General features: G+C 64.1%; 17 protein-coding genes and 3 tRNA genes. 8 read left to right on the top strand and 12 right to left on the bottom strand.

Annotation, left to right across the window (positions count from 1 at the left end):
• Window positions 1–10: 10 nt before the first annotated feature.
• Genes API01S_RS00750 through API01S_RS00735 form a run of 4 tightly spaced genes read right to left on the bottom strand, consistent with a single transcriptional unit; the run spans window position 11 to window position 3,491 of the window.
• Window positions 11–745 (bottom strand): CoA-transferase subunit beta, encoded by a 735-nt coding sequence (locus API01S_RS00750; protein ID WP_050729908.1) that lies wholly within the window; start codon window positions 743–745, stop codon window positions 11–13.
• Complete coding sequence (locus tag API01S_RS00745; protein WP_050729907.1) at window positions 738–1,571, bottom strand: CoA transferase subunit A; 834 nt, start codon at window positions 1,569–1,571, stop codon at window positions 738–740. Before API01S_RS00745 ends, API01S_RS00750 begins: the two co-directional genes overlap by 8 nt.
• 31 nt (window positions 1,572–1,602) lie before the next feature.
• Entirely contained in the window at window positions 1,603–2,325 is a 723-nt protein-coding gene (locus API01S_RS00740) for an enoyl-CoA hydratase/isomerase family protein (RefSeq protein WP_061302647.1), read from the bottom strand.
• The gene (locus API01S_RS00735) at window positions 2,322–3,491 is read right to left on the bottom strand and encodes a CaiB/BaiF CoA transferase family protein (RefSeq protein WP_006220622.1); all 1,170 of its coding nucleotides are present in this window, start codon (window positions 3,489–3,491) and stop codon (window positions 2,322–2,324) included. Before API01S_RS00735 ends, API01S_RS00740 begins: the two co-directional genes overlap by 4 nt.
• Before the next feature lie 311 nt (window positions 3,492–3,802).
• Here API01S_RS00735 and API01S_RS00730 point away from each other — a divergent pair, with 311 nt between their 5' ends.
• Window positions 3,803–4,768, top strand: coding sequence for a Bug family tripartite tricarboxylate transporter substrate binding protein (locus API01S_RS00730; RefSeq protein ID WP_050729904.1), 966 nt, complete (start codon window positions 3,803–3,805; stop codon window positions 4,766–4,768).
• Window positions 4,765–6,396 (top strand): FAD/NAD(P)-binding protein, encoded by a 1,632-nt coding sequence (locus API01S_RS00725; RefSeq protein WP_061302645.1) that lies wholly within the window; start codon window positions 4,765–4,767, stop codon window positions 6,394–6,396. The genes API01S_RS00730 and API01S_RS00725 overlap by 4 nt, the downstream gene beginning before the upstream one ends.
• Here API01S_RS00725 and API01S_RS00720 read toward each other — a convergent pair.
• On the bottom strand, window positions 6,305–7,069 hold the full coding sequence (locus API01S_RS00720) for an IclR family transcriptional regulator (RefSeq protein WP_006220625.1): 765 nt from the start codon (window positions 7,067–7,069) through the stop codon (window positions 6,305–6,307). The genes API01S_RS00725 and API01S_RS00720 overlap by 92 nt on opposite strands.
• Before the next feature lie 79 nt (window positions 7,070–7,148).
• Entirely contained in the window at window positions 7,149–7,793 is a 645-nt protein-coding gene (locus tag API01S_RS00715) for a cysteine dioxygenase family protein (RefSeq protein WP_254598521.1), read from the bottom strand.
• A 176-nt stretch (window positions 7,794–7,969) separates the two neighbouring features.
• Between API01S_RS00715 and API01S_RS00710 the strand changes: the two genes are divergently transcribed.
• The 3 genes from API01S_RS00710 to API01S_RS00700 all read left to right on the top strand — a co-directional run bounded on the left by API01S_RS00710 (window position 7,970) and on the right by API01S_RS00700 (window position 9,919).
• Window positions 7,970–8,830 carry an SIR2 family NAD-dependent protein deacylase gene (locus API01S_RS00710; RefSeq protein WP_061302643.1) on the top strand — a complete coding sequence of 287 codons (861 nt, stop codon included), beginning with the start codon at window positions 7,970–7,972 and terminating at the stop codon, window positions 8,828–8,830.
• Between the two features lie 105 nt (window positions 8,831–8,935).
• A complete protein-coding gene (locus API01S_RS28660) occupies window positions 8,936–9,568 on the top strand; it encodes a helix-turn-helix domain-containing protein (RefSeq protein WP_084802330.1) in 633 nt (210 codons plus the stop codon).
• Window positions 9,569–9,664: 96 nt separating this feature from the next.
• A complete protein-coding gene (locus API01S_RS00700; protein WP_174544655.1) occupies window positions 9,665–9,919 on the top strand; it encodes a hypothetical protein in 255 nt (84 codons plus the stop codon).
• Here the strand turns inward: API01S_RS00700 and API01S_RS00695 are convergent.
• Window positions 9,910–10,818: a LysR family transcriptional regulator gene (locus API01S_RS00695; RefSeq protein ID WP_061302641.1), complete on the bottom strand. Its 909-nt coding sequence runs from the start codon at window positions 10,816–10,818 to the stop codon at window positions 9,910–9,912. The genes API01S_RS00700 and API01S_RS00695 overlap by 10 nt on opposite strands.
• A 145-nt stretch (window positions 10,819–10,963) precedes the next feature.
• Here API01S_RS00695 and API01S_RS00690 point away from each other — a divergent pair, with 145 nt between their 5' ends.
• Window positions 10,964–11,560: a short chain dehydrogenase gene (locus tag API01S_RS00690; protein ID WP_061302639.1), complete on the top strand. Its 597-nt coding sequence runs from the start codon at window positions 10,964–10,966 to the stop codon at window positions 11,558–11,560.
• A 206-nt stretch (window positions 11,561–11,766) separates the two neighbouring features.
• Here the strand turns inward: API01S_RS00690 and API01S_RS00685 are convergent.
• A tRNA-Arg gene (locus tag API01S_RS00685) sits at window positions 11,767–11,843 on the bottom strand.
• A gap of 196 nt (window positions 11,844–12,039) precedes the next feature.
• Here API01S_RS00685 and API01S_RS00680 point away from each other — a divergent pair.
• Window positions 12,040–12,255 carry a DUF3079 domain-containing protein gene (locus API01S_RS00680; RefSeq protein ID WP_061302637.1) on the top strand — a complete coding sequence of 72 codons (216 nt, stop codon included), beginning with the start codon at window positions 12,040–12,042 and terminating at the stop codon, window positions 12,253–12,255.
• A gap of 127 nt (window positions 12,256–12,382) precedes the next feature.
• Here API01S_RS00680 and API01S_RS00675 read toward each other — a convergent pair.
• The 4 genes from API01S_RS00675 to API01S_RS00660 all read right to left on the bottom strand — a co-directional run bounded on the left by API01S_RS00675 (window position 12,383) and on the right by API01S_RS00660 (window position 14,103).
• A tRNA-Arg gene (locus tag API01S_RS00675) sits at window positions 12,383–12,459 on the bottom strand.
• Window positions 12,460–12,582: 123 nt separating this feature from the next.
• Window positions 12,583–12,659 (bottom strand) — tRNA-Arg (locus API01S_RS00670).
• Between the two features lie 110 nt (window positions 12,660–12,769).
• Window positions 12,770–13,573 carry an ankyrin repeat domain-containing protein gene (locus API01S_RS00665; RefSeq protein WP_061302635.1) on the bottom strand — a complete coding sequence of 268 codons (804 nt, stop codon included), beginning with the start codon at window positions 13,571–13,573 and terminating at the stop codon, window positions 12,770–12,772.
• Window positions 13,570–14,103, bottom strand: a complete 534-nt coding sequence (locus tag API01S_RS00660; protein WP_061302633.1) for a DUF2199 domain-containing protein — start codon at window positions 14,101–14,103, stop codon at window positions 13,570–13,572. Before API01S_RS00660 ends, API01S_RS00665 begins: the two co-directional genes overlap by 4 nt.
• A 119-nt stretch (window positions 14,104–14,222) precedes the next feature.
• Here API01S_RS00660 and mnmH point away from each other — a divergent pair, with 119 nt between their 5' ends.
• Window positions 14,223–15,269: a tRNA 2-selenouridine(34) synthase MnmH gene (mnmH, locus tag API01S_RS00655; protein ID WP_061302631.1), complete on the top strand. Its 1,047-nt coding sequence runs from the start codon at window positions 14,223–14,225 to the stop codon at window positions 15,267–15,269.
• Window positions 15,270–15,797: the final 528 nt, after the last annotated feature.

The raw sequence follows: 15,797 nt of genomic DNA, 5'->3' as shown, positions 1-15,797 counted from the left end.
GGAAGTCTCCCTAGCGCAACGCGACCGCGGCGTCGCGTTCGAACTGGCCGTCGGCGTCCAGCTCGCGCAGCGCGCGCGCTTCAGACGCCGTCGGCGGTTCGGTCGGGCCCGCGCCAGTGGCGTCGAATTCAAAGCCCGTGCGCTCGCGCACTTCCGACAGGCTGGATTCGGGATGCCAGGACTGCAAGGCCAGCCGGCCGTCGCGCTTGATGAACACGGCAATCGGCGTCACCACGCCGTGGAATCCGCCCCACGACGTCATGAAGTCGAGCTTGGACACGAAGGTGCGGCGCGAATGCTCGGTGCGCCACGTGCAGGCGCGCTTGGCGGTGGGCAGCATCACCGCGCCGCCGCCGCCGCCCGGCAGCCGCACCTTGGGTTCGTGCCAGTCGCCGATGCAGGAATTGTTGGCGCAGCCCGCGCCGTCGATCTGGGCCGCGCCCAGGAAGGTCAGGTCCATGCGGCCGCGCGTGCACAGGTCGTAGAAATCCTCGTTCGAGAAGATCGATGCGGTGTGTTCGGCCAGCACGGGATCGGAACTGGAAATGGGAATCTGCGAGGGCCGCGGATTCACGCCGCCCGCCACGTTGATGTAGACGAAGTCCCAGTCGTAGGCGCGCTTGGCCAACAGGCAGGCCAGCATCGGCATGGTGGAATTGACGCCGCTGAACGTGATTTCATCGGGCCGGATGAAGCGCGCCAGATTCGTGACGATGTACGAAAAGCCCGACCATTGATCAGCCATGATTGCCCCCTTTTGCTTCAGGCGCGGCGGCCAGATGTGCTTGCAGATCGCTGTTCTTGTCCATGTAGGCCTCGACGGCCGGGTAGTCGATGGCGTAGTCCGGCCAGCATGATCCGGGCCATGCGCTGCCGGGCGCCACGGCATAGGCCTGCACCATGAAGTACGGCACCAGCGTCGATTCCGGTTGCGCCTCGAACACGGCGCTGTCCACGAGTTTTTCCGCCACCACCAGCACGCTGCCCGCCGCGCGCGACATGATGCGGTCCCAATGCGCCGTGCCATGCACGCGCACATTGCCCAGCGCATCCACCTCGGAGGCCTGGATCACGGCGAAGTCCGGACGGATGGCCGGCACGACATAGGTTTTCTGGCCGCTGCCGTAAGGGTCGTCCAGGCAGGCCCAGCCGTTCAGTTCCGGCAGGCCGCTGCCGTGCAGTCCGCCGCAAGGCTGGAACGGCACGCCGAACGCGGCGGCGCGCAAGCCGGCCGTGAGGCTGGCGCAGGCGTGTTCCTCCAGTTCGATCTCGCGCCGTTCGACGGCGCGGCGATACCAGGGCGCCAGGCCGAAGTTGCCTTCCATGGCGACAATGCCGGCGCGCACGCGGCGCAGCACGCCCGCGCGGCAAAGTATGTCCACGTCATAACCAGGCGACTGCTTGACCAGTTCCAGGTCGCGCTTGCCCTGCCGGATCAGTTCGCGCACGAACGCGAACGGGCCACGATGCAAGAAGCTGCCGCCCAGCGCGATGGACGCGCCATCGGGCACCAGCGCGGCCAGCTCGGCCACCGTGCACTGCTTGTTCTTTTGGTTGAATCCCGAAGCCATCGTCTTCCTCTCCCTGCTGATTCTTGTGCCGTTAGCGCGCTTGCAGATAGGCGGCCACGCGGTCCTTCAATCCCGGCGCTGCCGCCGAACGCACCAGGCGCGCCAGGTCGGTATCGGGCGTTTCCTGCGATAGCGCGGCGTACAGCTGGATGCGGCTGGCGTCCGTCAGGGCCGTGGCCGTTTCCAGCGCCTGCTGCTCAAGCTCGGGCCATTCCTCGGTCACGGCCAGCCGCGTTGCGAAGCCATCACGCAAGGCTTCTTCCGCACTGAAGGTTGCGGCCTGTTCCAGCACGGCGCGCGCACGCTCGGCGCCCACCAGCGCGGCAAAGCGCCGCGTGCCCAGCACCAAACCGAATTTCAGGCCGGGCATGCGGAACGTGGCGTCCGGCGCGCTGATACGCCATTTGCACGCGCCGAACACGTCCACGCCCGCGCCGAAGTTGCGCCCGTGCGCCAGCCCCACGGTCAGGCAGGGCGAGGCGGCCAGGCGTTGCAGCAGCGTTTCAATGCGCACGAAACGCAGCAAAAGGTCGCCTTCGCTTTGCGCCTGCCAGTCGCCAAAATCAAAGCCCGCGCTGAAGTTCTTGCCCTCGCCTTTCAGGACGATCAGCTTGGCGCCTTGCGCTTCGGCGTCGTCCAGCGCGGCCAGCAGCGCGTCCACCAATTCGGCGGACAGCGCGTTCATCTTGTCCGGGCGCGTGAGCGTCAGCGTATGGCGCACGCCCTGTTTGTTGATATGCAGCACGCCGCTCATGCCGGCACTCCCTTCTTGGCCGCGCGCAGCGCGCCCAGCACTTCGTCGTTGTGTTCGCCCAAGGCCGGCGGACGCAGGCGCAGCGCCGTGGTCTGGCCGTCAAAGCGCACGGGCAGGCCGAAGGTGCGGGTCTCGACGCCGTTGGGCAGTTGCACCGGCTGCACCCAGCCCATGTGTTCCACCTGCGGGTCGGCCAGTACTTCGGAATAGGTGTTGATCGGCGCGCAAGGCACGCCCGCCGCGCGAAAACGCGTCAGCCAGGTCTGCGCGTCGTCGGCCGCAAAAATGGCTTCCAGGATGTCACGCAGATCCGTCTGGTGACGGGCGCGCGCGCTGGTGTCGGTAAAGCGCGGGTCGGCCAGCAGGTCCTCGCGTCCGACGGTGGCGCAGACGCTCTTCCACAGCGCCTGATTGCCCGCCGCCATGCCGAAGTAGCCGCCCTTGCAACGGAATGCCTGATAAGGCGCGTTGCGCGGATGCGCCGAGCCGAGCTTCACGGGGTCTTTGCCGCTGCCGAAGAATTCCGAGGTCTGCAAGGCAGCAATACCCAGCGTCGCGCCCAGCATCGGCACATCGATGTGCGTGCCCTGGCCGCTGGCCTGCGCTGCGCGCAGCGCCGAGGCGATAGCGAACGCGCCATACAGGCCGGCCGAAAAATCGGCCACCGGCACGCCGCATTTGACCGGTTCGCCGCCGGCCTCGCCCGTCACGCTCATGATGCCGCTCATGGCCTGGATGGTCAGGTCAAAGCCGCCCTCTTGCGAACGCGGACCCGATTGGCCATAGGCCGAGATCGAGCAATAGACAAGTTTGGGATTGGCCTCGCGCAGTTGCGCGTAGCCCAGTCCCAGGCGATCCATCACGCCGGGCCGGTTGTTCTCGATCAGCACGTCCACGGTCTGCGCCAATTCGCGCGCCAAGGCCAGGTCGCCGGGGTCTTTCAGATTCAGCGTCACCGACTTCTTGTTGCGGTTCAACGAAGCGAAGTTCTCGCTGTAGCCGTCCGAAATGGGCGGCCAGCTGCGCAGCGTGTCGCCGCCATCCGGGTTCTCGACCTTGATGACGTCGGCGCCCATATCCGCCAACAACATGCCGCAAAACGGTCCCGCCGCGACGTTGCAAATTTCCAGCACGGTGATGCCGGCCAGTGCCGAACTGGGTGTCATGTCTGACCTCTCATTATGAAAATTCAATATTTAGGATGCGGAAAATATTCTAAGTGCGCCGCTTTTGCAGATGGCATCATGCCTGTCGCCCGAAGTTTCCGGGAGAAGTTCCGCACGATTCCTAGTGCAATCCCTAGGTGCCGCGCTTAATTGTTGACCAGCATATCACCGTGTGGAATTCTACGTAAACCATCTTTTGGAATACGAGTCCTAAATATTAGGATTTATAAAAACAGGCCGCAGCCGGTCGGGTCGACGTAGAACTTCCCTATCCGCGCATGACGGCCTGATCACACCAAGGAGAGACATTCATGAAGCAGACGTGGCGCATTGCCCTGGCGGGCGCGGTTCTGGCGTTGGCCACCGGCCCCGCTTTGGCGCAGTCCTGGCCGACCAAACCGGTACGCATGGTCGTACCCTTTCCGCCCGGCGGCGCGACCGACGCCGCCGCGCGCATCTATGCGCAGCACCTGGGGGACTTCCTGGGGCAAGGCGTGGTGGTCGAGAACAAGGCAGGCGCGGGCGGCGAGATCGGCGCGGAATATGTCGCCAAATCCGCCCCCGACGGCTACACGCTGCTGATGGGCGCAGTGGGCAGCCACGCGATCCACGCGGCCATGCCGGACAAACCGGGCTATGACTTCGCCACCGCCTTCGTGGGCGTGTCGATGGCCACCAGCATGCCGATGGCGGTGGCCGTCAACAGCAAGGTGCCGGCCAACAACGTGCAGGAATTGATCGCGCTGGCCAAGAGCAAGCCCGGCACCATCACATTCGGATCGGCGGGGCCCGGCACGTCGCAGCACATGGCGGGCGAGCTGTTCCAGGTCGTGACCGGCACGCGGCTGATGCATGTGCCGTATCGCGGCAGCGGCCCGGCCATTACCGACCTGCTGGGCGGCCAGATCGACATGGTCATCGAAACGCTGCCCGCACTGTTGCCGCAAGTGGCCAGCGGCAAGATCCGCCTGCTGGGCGTGACCACCGCCAAGCGCGCCACCGCGTTGCCCGATCTGCCCACGCTGATGGAACAAGGGGTGAAGGATTATTCCGTCGCCACCGCCTACGCGTTGCTGGCGCCCGCGGGGACGCCGCCCGAAGTCGTGGACAAGCTTTCTGCCGGCATGCAGAAGGCCGCCTCCATGGCATCGGTGCAGCAGGCCGCGCTCAAGCTGGGCGCGGATGCGGTGGCGACCTCGCCGGCCGACACCAGCCGCGTGCTGAAGCAGGAAGTCGCGCGCTGGGGCGACGTGGTCCGCATGTCGTCCGCCAAATGAGCGGGCGCCACGCCGACGTCGCCATCGTGGGCGGCGGCTCGGTCGCCGTCAGCTTCCTGTATCAGTTGCTGCTGTGCTGGCAGACGCAGGGCGCGGCGCGTCCGCTGTCCATCGCGCTGTTCGAACCGCAGGCAGAACCGGGGCCGGGCGGGGCCTATCAGGAGGATCTGCCCAGCAACCTGCTCAACATTCCGGCCGGCAATATGTCGGCGCGGGCGGACCATCGGCTGGACTTCGTGGAGTGGCTGCGCGAGCAGGATCCCGTCTGGCTGCGCGGCTATGGCGTTAACGACATCGCGCCGTCTGACTTCCTTCCGCGCCCGCTGTTCGGCGCCTATATGCGCGCGGTCTATGCGCGCTGCCGCGAGTTGGCTCAGGCGCAAGGTATCGAACTGGTCCACGTGCCCAGCCGGGTGCGGCGCGTGGCGCCCTTGCCGGACGGCAGCGTCCTCATCGATGCCGACGCTGCGCAGTCCTGCGTCGCCCGCCATGCGGTGCTGTGCAACGGCAACCTGCCGTCGCAGGCTTTCCCAACCCTGGAAGACGCGCCCGGCTATTTCAACAGCCCCTACCCCGTGGCCGAACTAGCCAATGGCATCGCGCCGGATGCGTCCGTCTGCATCGTCGGCACGAGCCTGAGCGCCGTGGATGCGGTGGCGGCCTTGCAGCAATCGGGCCATCGCGGACCCTTGCTGTGCGTCTCGCGCAACGGCCGCCTGCCGTCGGTGCGCAGTCCGCACAACCAGAGCCCGTCGGCACTGTGCCACCTTAGCCGCGACGGCGCGGCGGCGCTTGCCGCGCGCCACGACGGCTCGCTGTCGCTGGAGGTGATCGCAGAAGCCCTGCAAGACGAGGTACGGGCGCTGGACGGCGCGCTCGACGCGGACGAAATATTTGGCCTGGCCACCGATGCCGCACGCGCGCTGGACGAGGAAATACACCGATCTTCAAAAGCCGCGCGGCCATGGCAGGCGGTCGCGGCCGCGACGAATTCGGCGGTCGACCTGATCTGGCGCCTGATGCCGGACGCCGAACGCCAGCGGTTCCAATCGCGCTGGCGCGCATTGTGGATGGCGCGCCGCGCCACGTTCCCAATGCGCAACGCCTTGAAGCTGCAAGCGCTGTTCGGCACGGGCCAGTTGCAGGTTCGAGCGGGCTTCATCGACAGCCGCCATGACGTGGCCAGCGGCCAGTTCCATACCCGCCTGAGCGGGCCCGACGGTATGGCCGAGCATCGCAGCCACGTGCTGATCAACGCCACGAGCTTTTCGGTCGACGTGGCGCGCACCGAGGACGCGCTGATAGCGGGCTTGCTGCGCGAAGGCCATGCGAAGCCGGATCCCTTTGGCGGGCTGGCGCTGGACTTCGACACGGGCTGCCTGAAAGACGCGCAGGGCGCGATCCAGGAACCGATATCGGTGCTGGGCAGCCTGGCGGGCGGCACCTATTTCTGGACTACGTCCATGGATGTGAATGCGCGCCTGGCGCGCGACCAGGCGCTGCGTATCGCCAGCGCCTTATCGCAACGCGCCCCGGCTATTGATCCAGATAGCCGCGCCGATAGCCCATCCCTTGCGAAATGGACTGCGCACAGGCCGACACATCCGGCGCCAGCTGCTTCATCCTAGCGGCGCTCAGGCGGTCGAGCGGGCCGGAAATGCCGACGGCCGCCACCGCCTGATCCAGACTGTTGAACAGGGTCACAGCCAGGCCGCCCACGCCCTCGCGCCATTCGCCGCGATTCACGGCGTAGCCGGCGCGCGCGATCTTGCGCAGTTCGTCCTTGAGCAAGGGCATCGACACGATCGTGGACGGCGTGTGGCGAACCAGCTTGTCCTCATAGCGCTCGACATAGCCTTCGGGCTGATAGGCCAGCAGCGCCTTGCCGGTGGCCACTGCGTAGGCGGGCGCTCGGCCGCCCACCATCGAGTAGGCGCGGATCGGTTGCGGGCTGTCGATCTTGTCGACGTAAACCACATCGAACCCGTCCAGCACTGACAGGTGCACCGTCTCGCCCGTCTGGTCCGCCAGCTTGCGCATGAACGGGCCGGCCAGCTTGCGCACGTCCAACTGCGCCAGTTGGCGCGCGGCCAATTCAAACAGCCGCACGGCGCCCCGATAGCCGCCGCCGTCGTCATCCTTGATGACGTAGCCGGCGTGTATCAGCGTTTGCAGCGTGCGGTGAGTATTGCTGCGGGTCAGACCGACCCGCGCGGCCAGCGCGTCGATGGTGCGCGGCGGATTGTCCACATCGGTCACCGCTTCCAACACCATCAAGCCCTTGAGCAGCGTCTTGTCCATCTTTGTACTTCCTAATATTTAGGACGCGAACATAGCACGGGACGCCGCCGCCCAACAACGGCGGCACGCTTTGCCGGAGTCAGCGCTGAAGCGCCGGAATCGACGCGCGCACGGCGGCCGATCGGTCCCATAGATTGGGCATGCTGGCTGAGGAATATCCCGACACGAAGGGCTTGGGTTGGCCGGATGCCGGGTCATAGACGTGGCGCGACACCGCGCCGATGTTGCCGCCGTACAGGTGCACGCTGATGGACACGCGATCCGCGTGGGCGTTGGACACCCGGTGGATGTCGCCTTCGGCGGGATCCAGCCGTTCGACGTCGCCGGGGTGCAAGGTGGAGGGCTCGCCCAGGGTTTCAATCCGTCCGTCGGCGTGGCGCACGTAACGCTGGTTGACCTCCGCGCCGCGCAGCATGCCGACGTAGCCCCAGACTTCGTGGTCGTGCACGGGGGTGGACTGGCCCGGGCCCCACACGAAGCTCACGAGTGAAAACCGTTCCAAGGGGTCGCAATGCAGCAGATATTGCTGGTAGTACTGCGGATGCGGTGCGGTACAGGCTTCCGGCAACCAATCATCATGCCGCACCAGATCGGCAAAAGCCTCTTGCAGCGCGGGCGTCTGCGCCAGGGCATCGGCGCTGGCCAGGCGGGTGGCGGTGGCGATAAAACGACGAAGCCGGTCCAAACCGGTGTTCGATTCAGGCACGGTGTTTGATGCGGGCATGACGGCCTCCGGCAGATAGCGAAATCCTAGATGAGAAAAGCAGTATCCATCATTCGGGATGCTTGCGCACGCGCGCCCCGGAAGTGAGCGGCGCACGCGTGCAATTGCGGGGCACAACGCGCTTGACAGGGCGGCGTGCCCGCGCGCAGCGTATCGGACTGTCTTGAAGGTTTGAAATGCAAAATTCGCATCACGATATTCCGCCCAGTCTGGTTCAGGCGCTGCGCAGCGCGCAGCGTGTCGTCGTGTTCACCGGCGCCGGCGTCTCGGCGGAAAGCGGCATCGCCACCTTCCGCGATGCGTTGACGGGCTTGTGGTCGCGCTTCGATGCGCAGGCGCTGGCCACGCCCGAGGCGTTTCGCGCGCATCCGGACGTCGTCTGGGGCTGGTATGAATGGCGGCGTGCGCAGGCCCTGCGCGCCTCGCCCAACGCCGCGCACGAGGCCATCGCGGCCTTGCATCGCCACGTGCCGGACCTGACGGTGATTACGCAGAACGTGGACGACCTGCACGAGCGCGCGGGCAGCACGCAGGTGGTGCACCTGCATGGCAGCCTGCACGCGCCGCGCTGCTCGCGCTGCGGCGCGCCCCAGGCGGTGGGCGACACGGGGTGTACAGACAAGCGAAGTGCCGACGATTTACATGCAGGGGCGTCAAATACAGACTCCCCGAATGCAGACGGACCAGACCCAGGCCAGCCCGACGAAGGCCGGCGCATTGACCCTCCGTCATGCACGCAATGCGGCGCCCCCGTGCGGCCCGGCGTCGTGTGGTTTGGCGAAAGCCTGCCGTCGGACGCCTGGAGCACCGCGTTGCGCGCCGCGCAGCAATGCGACCTGCTCTTTAGCATCGGCACATCGGCGCTGGTGTATCCGGCCGCCGAACTGCCGCAACGGGCGTTGGCGGCGGGCGCCACGGTGGTGCAGGTCAATCCCAACCCGACCCCGCTGGACGCGCATGCGCATTGCAATCTGCACGGGGCGGCGGCCGAGGTCATGCCGCGCGTACTGGCGGCCGCTTTCGGCCAGCCCGTGTAATTCGCACATGCTCCGTGAACATTTGTGAAGATCTTTACGGTCTAGATCGAGTAGAAACGAACTAGCCGCAATGGCCGAGGGGAAACCCCAAATTTCGCCGTTTTGATGGCGGGCTACAGTGGCGGCACTGGCTCAGACCCGGAGATCATCATCCCTTTTTCCTGGCGACTTCCCGACGTATTCGTGCGTTCATCGGACGGTGCTCTGCATCGTGTGGTTCGCCACGCCACGACCACGGAAACTATCGCCAAACTTGAGAGCGTTCCCAGCAATTACCACCTGGATTGCGAATGCATGCTCGATAACGGCGAGGCAATCGCCTGGATCGGCAATGGGCAGTATCGCCAAATCAACGGCGGCGCTATATTCACCGCTGAATCCAATGTCACGACGCCCCGAGGCGATGCCCGCAAAAGCGGCTCGGCCCGGCGCAACGTGCATAGCGCCGATCCGGCAGGCTCGCACAAGAATCGAGCCACCGGAAACAATACGCTACCCCTGGCTGTCGTCAACTTGAAAACCGGCAACGATTGGAGCTTGATACGCGCATGGCGCGAGCATCTGAATATCTCTACTGCGGATATGGCTGCTCGGCTCGGTGTGGATCATTCCATTTACATTGAATTGGAAAGGCCACGGCCCCGCCCCCGGCAAGTAGCTCTGGACCGCATTTCCGAGGCGCTGGGCGTGTCACCCGAACAACTCGATGATTCATTGTTTGGAGGCCGTATTCTGTAGTGCCGTGGGTGCGCCACGCTTGGTGAATCCGCGACCCGAAGAGACGTCCACAAGAATTTGGCGCCGCAACACTGACGGCCCGTGGAGGTACTGAGTATGCTCGGCACCGCAAGACGATTGACCGATGTGCTCGTCACATCACCCGATGGCACCCTGTACCGCATCGAACGCTTCGTTGCGGATCTGGAGGCATATTCCGCGTTGGGCACCTCCCGTTTCGATCCCAAAACGCATTGCATCTGCCGCACCAGCTCCGGCGAAATGGTCACGTGGCTGGGCGGCCAGGCGTATCGGATGATCAAGAACGGCCTTTCGTTGACGGCGGTGGACCGCCGACGAGGTCACGCGTGAACAGGCCCTGCGGGCTGGCGCGTATAGCTTTCGACCAGGAAGTCCACGAAGGTGGTCAGCTTGGGTAAGGCCTGCCTGTCCTTCTGGTACAGCAGCGTAACGGGCCGCGCGACCGGCCAGAACGATTGCAGGATGGGCACCAGGCGGCCCGCGCGCATATCCTCGCCCAGCAGCAGCTCGGGCTGCAACACCACGCCAAAGCCCGCCAGCGCGGCTTGCCGCAACGCCTGGCCATTGTTGGACACGAAGCGCCCCGTCGGGTAGCCCGCCTGGCTGCCGTCGTCTCCCGTCAGCTGCCAGCCGGTGCGACGGCTCCAGTACGAAAAATCCAGACATTGATGCTGCATCAGGTCGTCGGGCGTGGCCGGCGTGCCGTAGCGTTCCAGGTAGGCGGGCGCGGCGCAGATCACCATCTGGTAGCGCCCGATCGTGCGCGCGACCAGGCCCGAATCGGCAGGCTCACCAATACGCACCGCGACGTCATAGCGGGCGGCCACGATGTCTTCGACCACGTCACTGAGCACCAGCTCGACGCTGACGTCGGGATAGACGGACAGATAGTCGGCAATGGCCGGCGCGAGTTCAAAGGACCCGAAGGTCACCGACGAGGTGACGCGCAGATGCCCGCGCGGCGTCAGGCGCAAGGCTTCGGCCCCCTGCTCCGCGTCGCGGATGTCTCCCAGGATGGTCTTGCAGCGCGCGTAATACGCCTGCCCCGCTTCGGTCAGGCTTTGGCGGCGCGTGGTGCGGTTCATCAGGCGCAGGCCCAAGCGCGTTTCCAAAGCCTTGATGTGCTTGGCCGCCATGGCCGTGGACATCTCATGCCGGGTCGCGGCGGCCGTCAGGCTGCCCTGTTCCACGACCGCGACGAAGACTTCCATACTGAGCAAGCGATCCATGTATTACGCACCCCGAGTGTGAAGTGTTTCCACCATGCGCGGATTTTTCCACGGATATCGAACGGCGAGAATGCCTCTATGCATTGGCGTCAGGCCAGCGCTTGCCAAACCCTTATCAAACATCGGACACATCCCGGAGGCTTACATGAAAATCATCCTTATCGGCGCGACCGGCACCATTGGCCGCGCAGTCACCGAAGAACTCGGCCAGCGCCACGACATCATCACCGTCGGCAAGACGAACGGCCAGCATCAGGTTGACGTGACGCGCAGCGACAGCATCCGCGCCCTGTTCGAACGGGTCGGCAAGGTGGACGCAATTGTCTCCACCACCGGCGCGCTGCACTTCGGCCCCCTGGCCGAAATGAATGCCGAACAGTTCAAGATCGGCCTGCATAACAAGCTGCTGGGCCAGGTGGACCTGGCGTTGATCGGACAACACTATCTGAACGCGGGCGGATCCATCACGCTGACCAGCGGCATCGTCAGCGACGAACCGATCCGCTTTGGTGCGAACGCGTCGGCGGTCAACTCCGCCATCGACGGCTTCGTGCGCGGCGCAGCCGTCGAGCTGCAAGGCCTGCGCATCAATGCGGTCAGCCCCACCGTGCTTGAAGAATCGATGCCGTCCTACGGCCCCTACTTCCCCGGCTTCGAAGCCGCGCCCGCAGCCCGCGTGGCGCTGGCCTACCGCCGCAGCGTCGAAGGCGCGCAGACGGGTCGGGTTATACGGGTGTGGTGATGCGCGTGTCGTGATGCGCGTGCGGTGATGCGCAGCGCTGCGTGATGCGCCGGGTTGACCGCGCATCCAAAGCGCGGACAAGCGCAGACAAAACAAAAGCGGCTTGATGGATGACCATCAAGCCGCTTTCTTTTGCTGCATTGCCCAAGCGTTTTAGCGCTTTGGCGGAACCGCGATGGCGTGGCCATCGCGTGTTCAATATAAGTTGGTGCGCCCGGCAGGATTCGAACCTACGACCCCCTGGTTCGTAGCCAGGTACTCTATCCAGCTGAGCTACGGGCGCCCCGAAAGAGGCGTGTTTATAACATGAAAAAAGCAGATCGCGCAAATCGGCAGGCAAAGATGCACGGATTTTTGGGTTGCGGCGCGGGTTGCGCCATATCAAAGAGCGGTGGGCGTGCCGCGCAGTACGCTGGTTCTATCGCCCAAGCTCCATGTCACCACCCTTCGGCACCCGAGATCACCATCCAGGCATCGCCATGGCCAAGAAATTTCCGATGCATCCCAAGCACCCCGAGCGCGTCTGCTGGGGCTGCGACCAATATTGTGCGTCCGATTCCATGAAGTGCGGCAATGGCTCGAACCGCACCATGCACCCGGCCGAACTGCTGGGCGACGATTGGGCAAGTGTTGGAGACTGGGGGTTTGAAGACGACAATGAGAAAGCCAAAGCCGCAGAGCATGAGACTCACTAGCCGGCGCCACAGCAAATCACCAAATCAAAACGCCGCCGCAAAACAAAAAAGCCTTCGATCAATGATCAAAGGCTTTTTCATTTTCTTGCAGTGTCTTTGTCGCGTTGTTTCAGTGTGACCTGAAACTTGGTGCGCCCGGCAGGATTCGAACCTACGACCCCCTGGTTCGTAGCCAGGTACTCTATCCAGCTGAGCTACGGGCGCTCCGACAAAGAGGCAAAATTATATCAGAACAATTTCACCGTTTTTACTGCTTTTGCTTTTTTTTCTAAACTTTTTTCGATCCGCAGATAAGGCTGATGCCATAACCATTGATCTTGAAAAGCTTGGTGCGCCCGGCAGGATTCGAACCTACGACCCCCTGGTTCGTAGCCAGGTACTCTATCCAGCTGAGCTACGGGCGCGTCAAAAAGCAAGCCTTGAATAATAGCGTTGTTTCAGAAAACGTGCAAGTCGGGATGAGGAAAACATCCCATTGCATCGAGGCGTCGATGCCTCGCTTTCCGCGACCTGATCAGTACAGGATCAACGTCGGCCGTCTTCCCGCACTGCCATTCCACGTCGCCGGCAAGCCCGCCGCTTCGGCCGCTCGCACGATCAGTTCGCCCACGCGCAGCATGTCCGCATCCGCGCCTTCGGGTGCGCCCCAGAACGCCAGGTCCAACCGGCCTTCCCGCTTCGCGCGGTGGCGATCCTGCCGCGTGTAGAAACAGAAGCCGTGCAAGCCGGCCGCCACGCCGCCGCGCTCGTGAAAGACTTCGCTGCAATCCGAGAAAGCGTCCGACTGCGTCATGCCCGCGTCCTGCAAGGCGACAAGGCCTGCCTGCGTCAACGCGGCGAACAAGACATCCAGACGGCTTTGCGCCGCACGCCACGCTGTGGCGCTCAGTTTCACCGGCTTGGGCTCCGGCTCGGGTTCCACCAGCTCCACGCCCGTGAGCGAGGACAGCAATTCCTGCACCTGCGGCATCATTGCGTTCGCGGTGATGTGGTTGCCGTGACCGTCTTTAATATCGAACTGCGCCCCTGCGTCGATCAGCAGTTGCACCGCATCGGTACTTGGCGCGAACTCGGCCGCCAGATAGAGCGCGGTGCGGCCGTCGCGCTGATACTCCAAGGGGCTGCCCGCCTCGATCAGCAGTGTCAGCACGGCGAGGTTCGCGGCGATGTCCGCTTCATTGGCGCCCATGGCCGCCGACTGCAACGCCGTGAACCCATAGTCGTTGATCGCGCTTACATCCGCGCCGGCGGCCAGGCAGGCGCGCACGCGATCGGCATCGCCCGCGCGCGCAGCCTGGAAGATATCGTCAGCATTCAAGATGCGCCCTCCTCGGCTTGCGCGCCATCGGCGCCATGCACCAGCATCGCGTAGATTTGCGCGACGCGTTCCACTGCAATTCCTTCGCGCTGCTCGACCGCTAGCGGATGGTCGGTAGGTTCCAGTTGAATCGACGGCCGGATGCCGCCATCGCGCAGATGCACGTGCGTCTTCAGGCTCAGCGTTTCGGGATAAGGCGCCAGCCGTGTGTTCAGCCAACCGAACAGCGGCGGCGTTTGCGCGCGTTCGGGCGCATCGAAGGTACGCACCCAGGTCTCATAGCTGGCCAGGCTGATCGACACCCACACACCCCAGACAAAGGGCTCGGCATGCCCATGGATAGGAATCTCGATGCAGCCGCGTATGAAGAAATACTGTTCGTCGATTACGCAGTCGTCGCTACCCAGGTCGCCGCGTTGCGAGCGTTCGTCGGGCGCAAGGCGGTAATAGCTTTCGGGCGCCTCCGCGCCGAAGCTCGGCAGCCCGTGATGAACCTGACCGCAGGTGGCGCAATTGAAGGAAAAATCCATGTCCGAAGCCGATGATGATGCGGAGAAACCAAGGCAACCCGCGATATTGAACCCGCGCTGCGGGAAAGCATTATTCTAGTGGCCGCCTTCATCGCATCGACCCTTCTTCGGCCCTCATCGTGAAACACCTGCTGGTATCCCTGGACAAGCTGCACGAGTTCGATGAAATCATCGACGTGCGCTCGCCGCTTGAATATGCCGATGACCACATCCCCGGCGCGATCAATGCTCCCGTGCTCAACAACGAAGAGCGCGTGCGGGTCGGCACGCTCTACCGCCAGGTCTCGCCCTTCGAGGCCTCGCGCATCGGCGCGGCGCTGGTCGCCCGCAACATTGCCCTGCACCTGGAGACCACCTTCGCCCACCGGCCGCAAGCGTGGCGGCCGCTGATCTACTGCTGGCGCGGCGGCAAGCGGTCCGGCTCCATGACGCTGATGTTCAACATGATCGGCTGGCGCGCGCGGCAACTGGACGGCGGCTACAAGACCTACCGTGGCGCTACCCTGGCAGCGCTGGCAAGCCTGCCGCCCGCGTTGCGCTGCGTAGTGCTGGTGGGCCCTACCGGCAGCGGCAAGACCCGTCTGCTCCACGCCCTGGCGCAAGCCGGCGCGCAGACGCTGGACCTGGAACAGCTGGCCTCGCATCGGGGTTCGTTGCTGGGCGCGCTGCCCGGCGTCGCACAGCCTTCGCAAAAGCATTTCGACACGCTGCTGGCGGCGCGGCTGCGCGAGCTCGATACCACGCAGCCCGTGTTCGTAGAAGCCGAGAGCCGCAAGATCGGCGCCATCGAATTGCCTCCTGCCTTGCTGAACGCCATGCATCAAGGTGCATGCGTCAACGTGATGTCCACGCGCGAGGACCGCGCCGCATTTCTGCAACAGGATTACGCGGCGCTGTTTGACGACCCGGATGGGCTGAAGGCGCAGTTGCAGCGCATGCTTGGCCTGCACAGCCGCGAGGTGATCCAGGGCTGGCAGCAATTGGTCGATGCCGGGCGCCGTATCGATCTGGCGCGCGAACTGATCGACCGCCATTACGACCCCGCCTACGCCCGCAGCAGCAATGCCCAATACCAGCACCTGCCGCAAGCCGTGGACATGCCGTTCAGGCCAAACGATGCGGACGTCGTGCAGCAAGCGCGGGCGCTGCTCGCTACGCTGGAATAAAAATACCCGCAGTCGCAGATGCGATTGCGGGTGATTAAAGAGGCGCCGATTTCCGGGTGGCGCCTTGAATCGTCCCAAAATGACGCTGAACGAATTCAAACGAATATCGAAGGCGTGGTGCGACTAGCGCCGAGCAGCCCAGCTGCATTACCAGCTAATCCCGTCATCGGCATAATGCAACTCGGGCGCGAACTCATATTATTGTCCGGAGCGCAGATCGGTTCAGCGCCGACAAACAAAAAAAGCAACGATCAGCATTCCTATTAAGGTGCCTCCAATAGCGAGCGCGGCTCGTTCGGCACGCTCCGAGCCGTGGAAATACAAAATACAGGATGCTAACGCAGTCAGCGCAATAAGAAGCCCAAGAAGAAAGGGACGCCAATGCGCCCGACACGCGCAGCCTAGCCCGCTCAAGGCAAATCTGTGTTTGCTCATGGCTTCCGCGAGAAAATGACCGGGATTTAATTTTGCCAAATATTCCGGAGGTGGAATAGTCTTTTCCGGGGATAAGGATAATCACGTATACCC

The organism is Achromobacter piechaudii NBRC 102461, from assembly GCF_001571245.1.
Taxonomy (GTDB): Bacteria; Pseudomonadota; Gammaproteobacteria; order Burkholderiales; family Burkholderiaceae_B; genus Achromobacter; species Achromobacter piechaudii.
The sequence above is the reverse complement of the archived record's forward strand: the minus strand, read 5'-3'. Positions and strand labels throughout refer to the sequence as shown.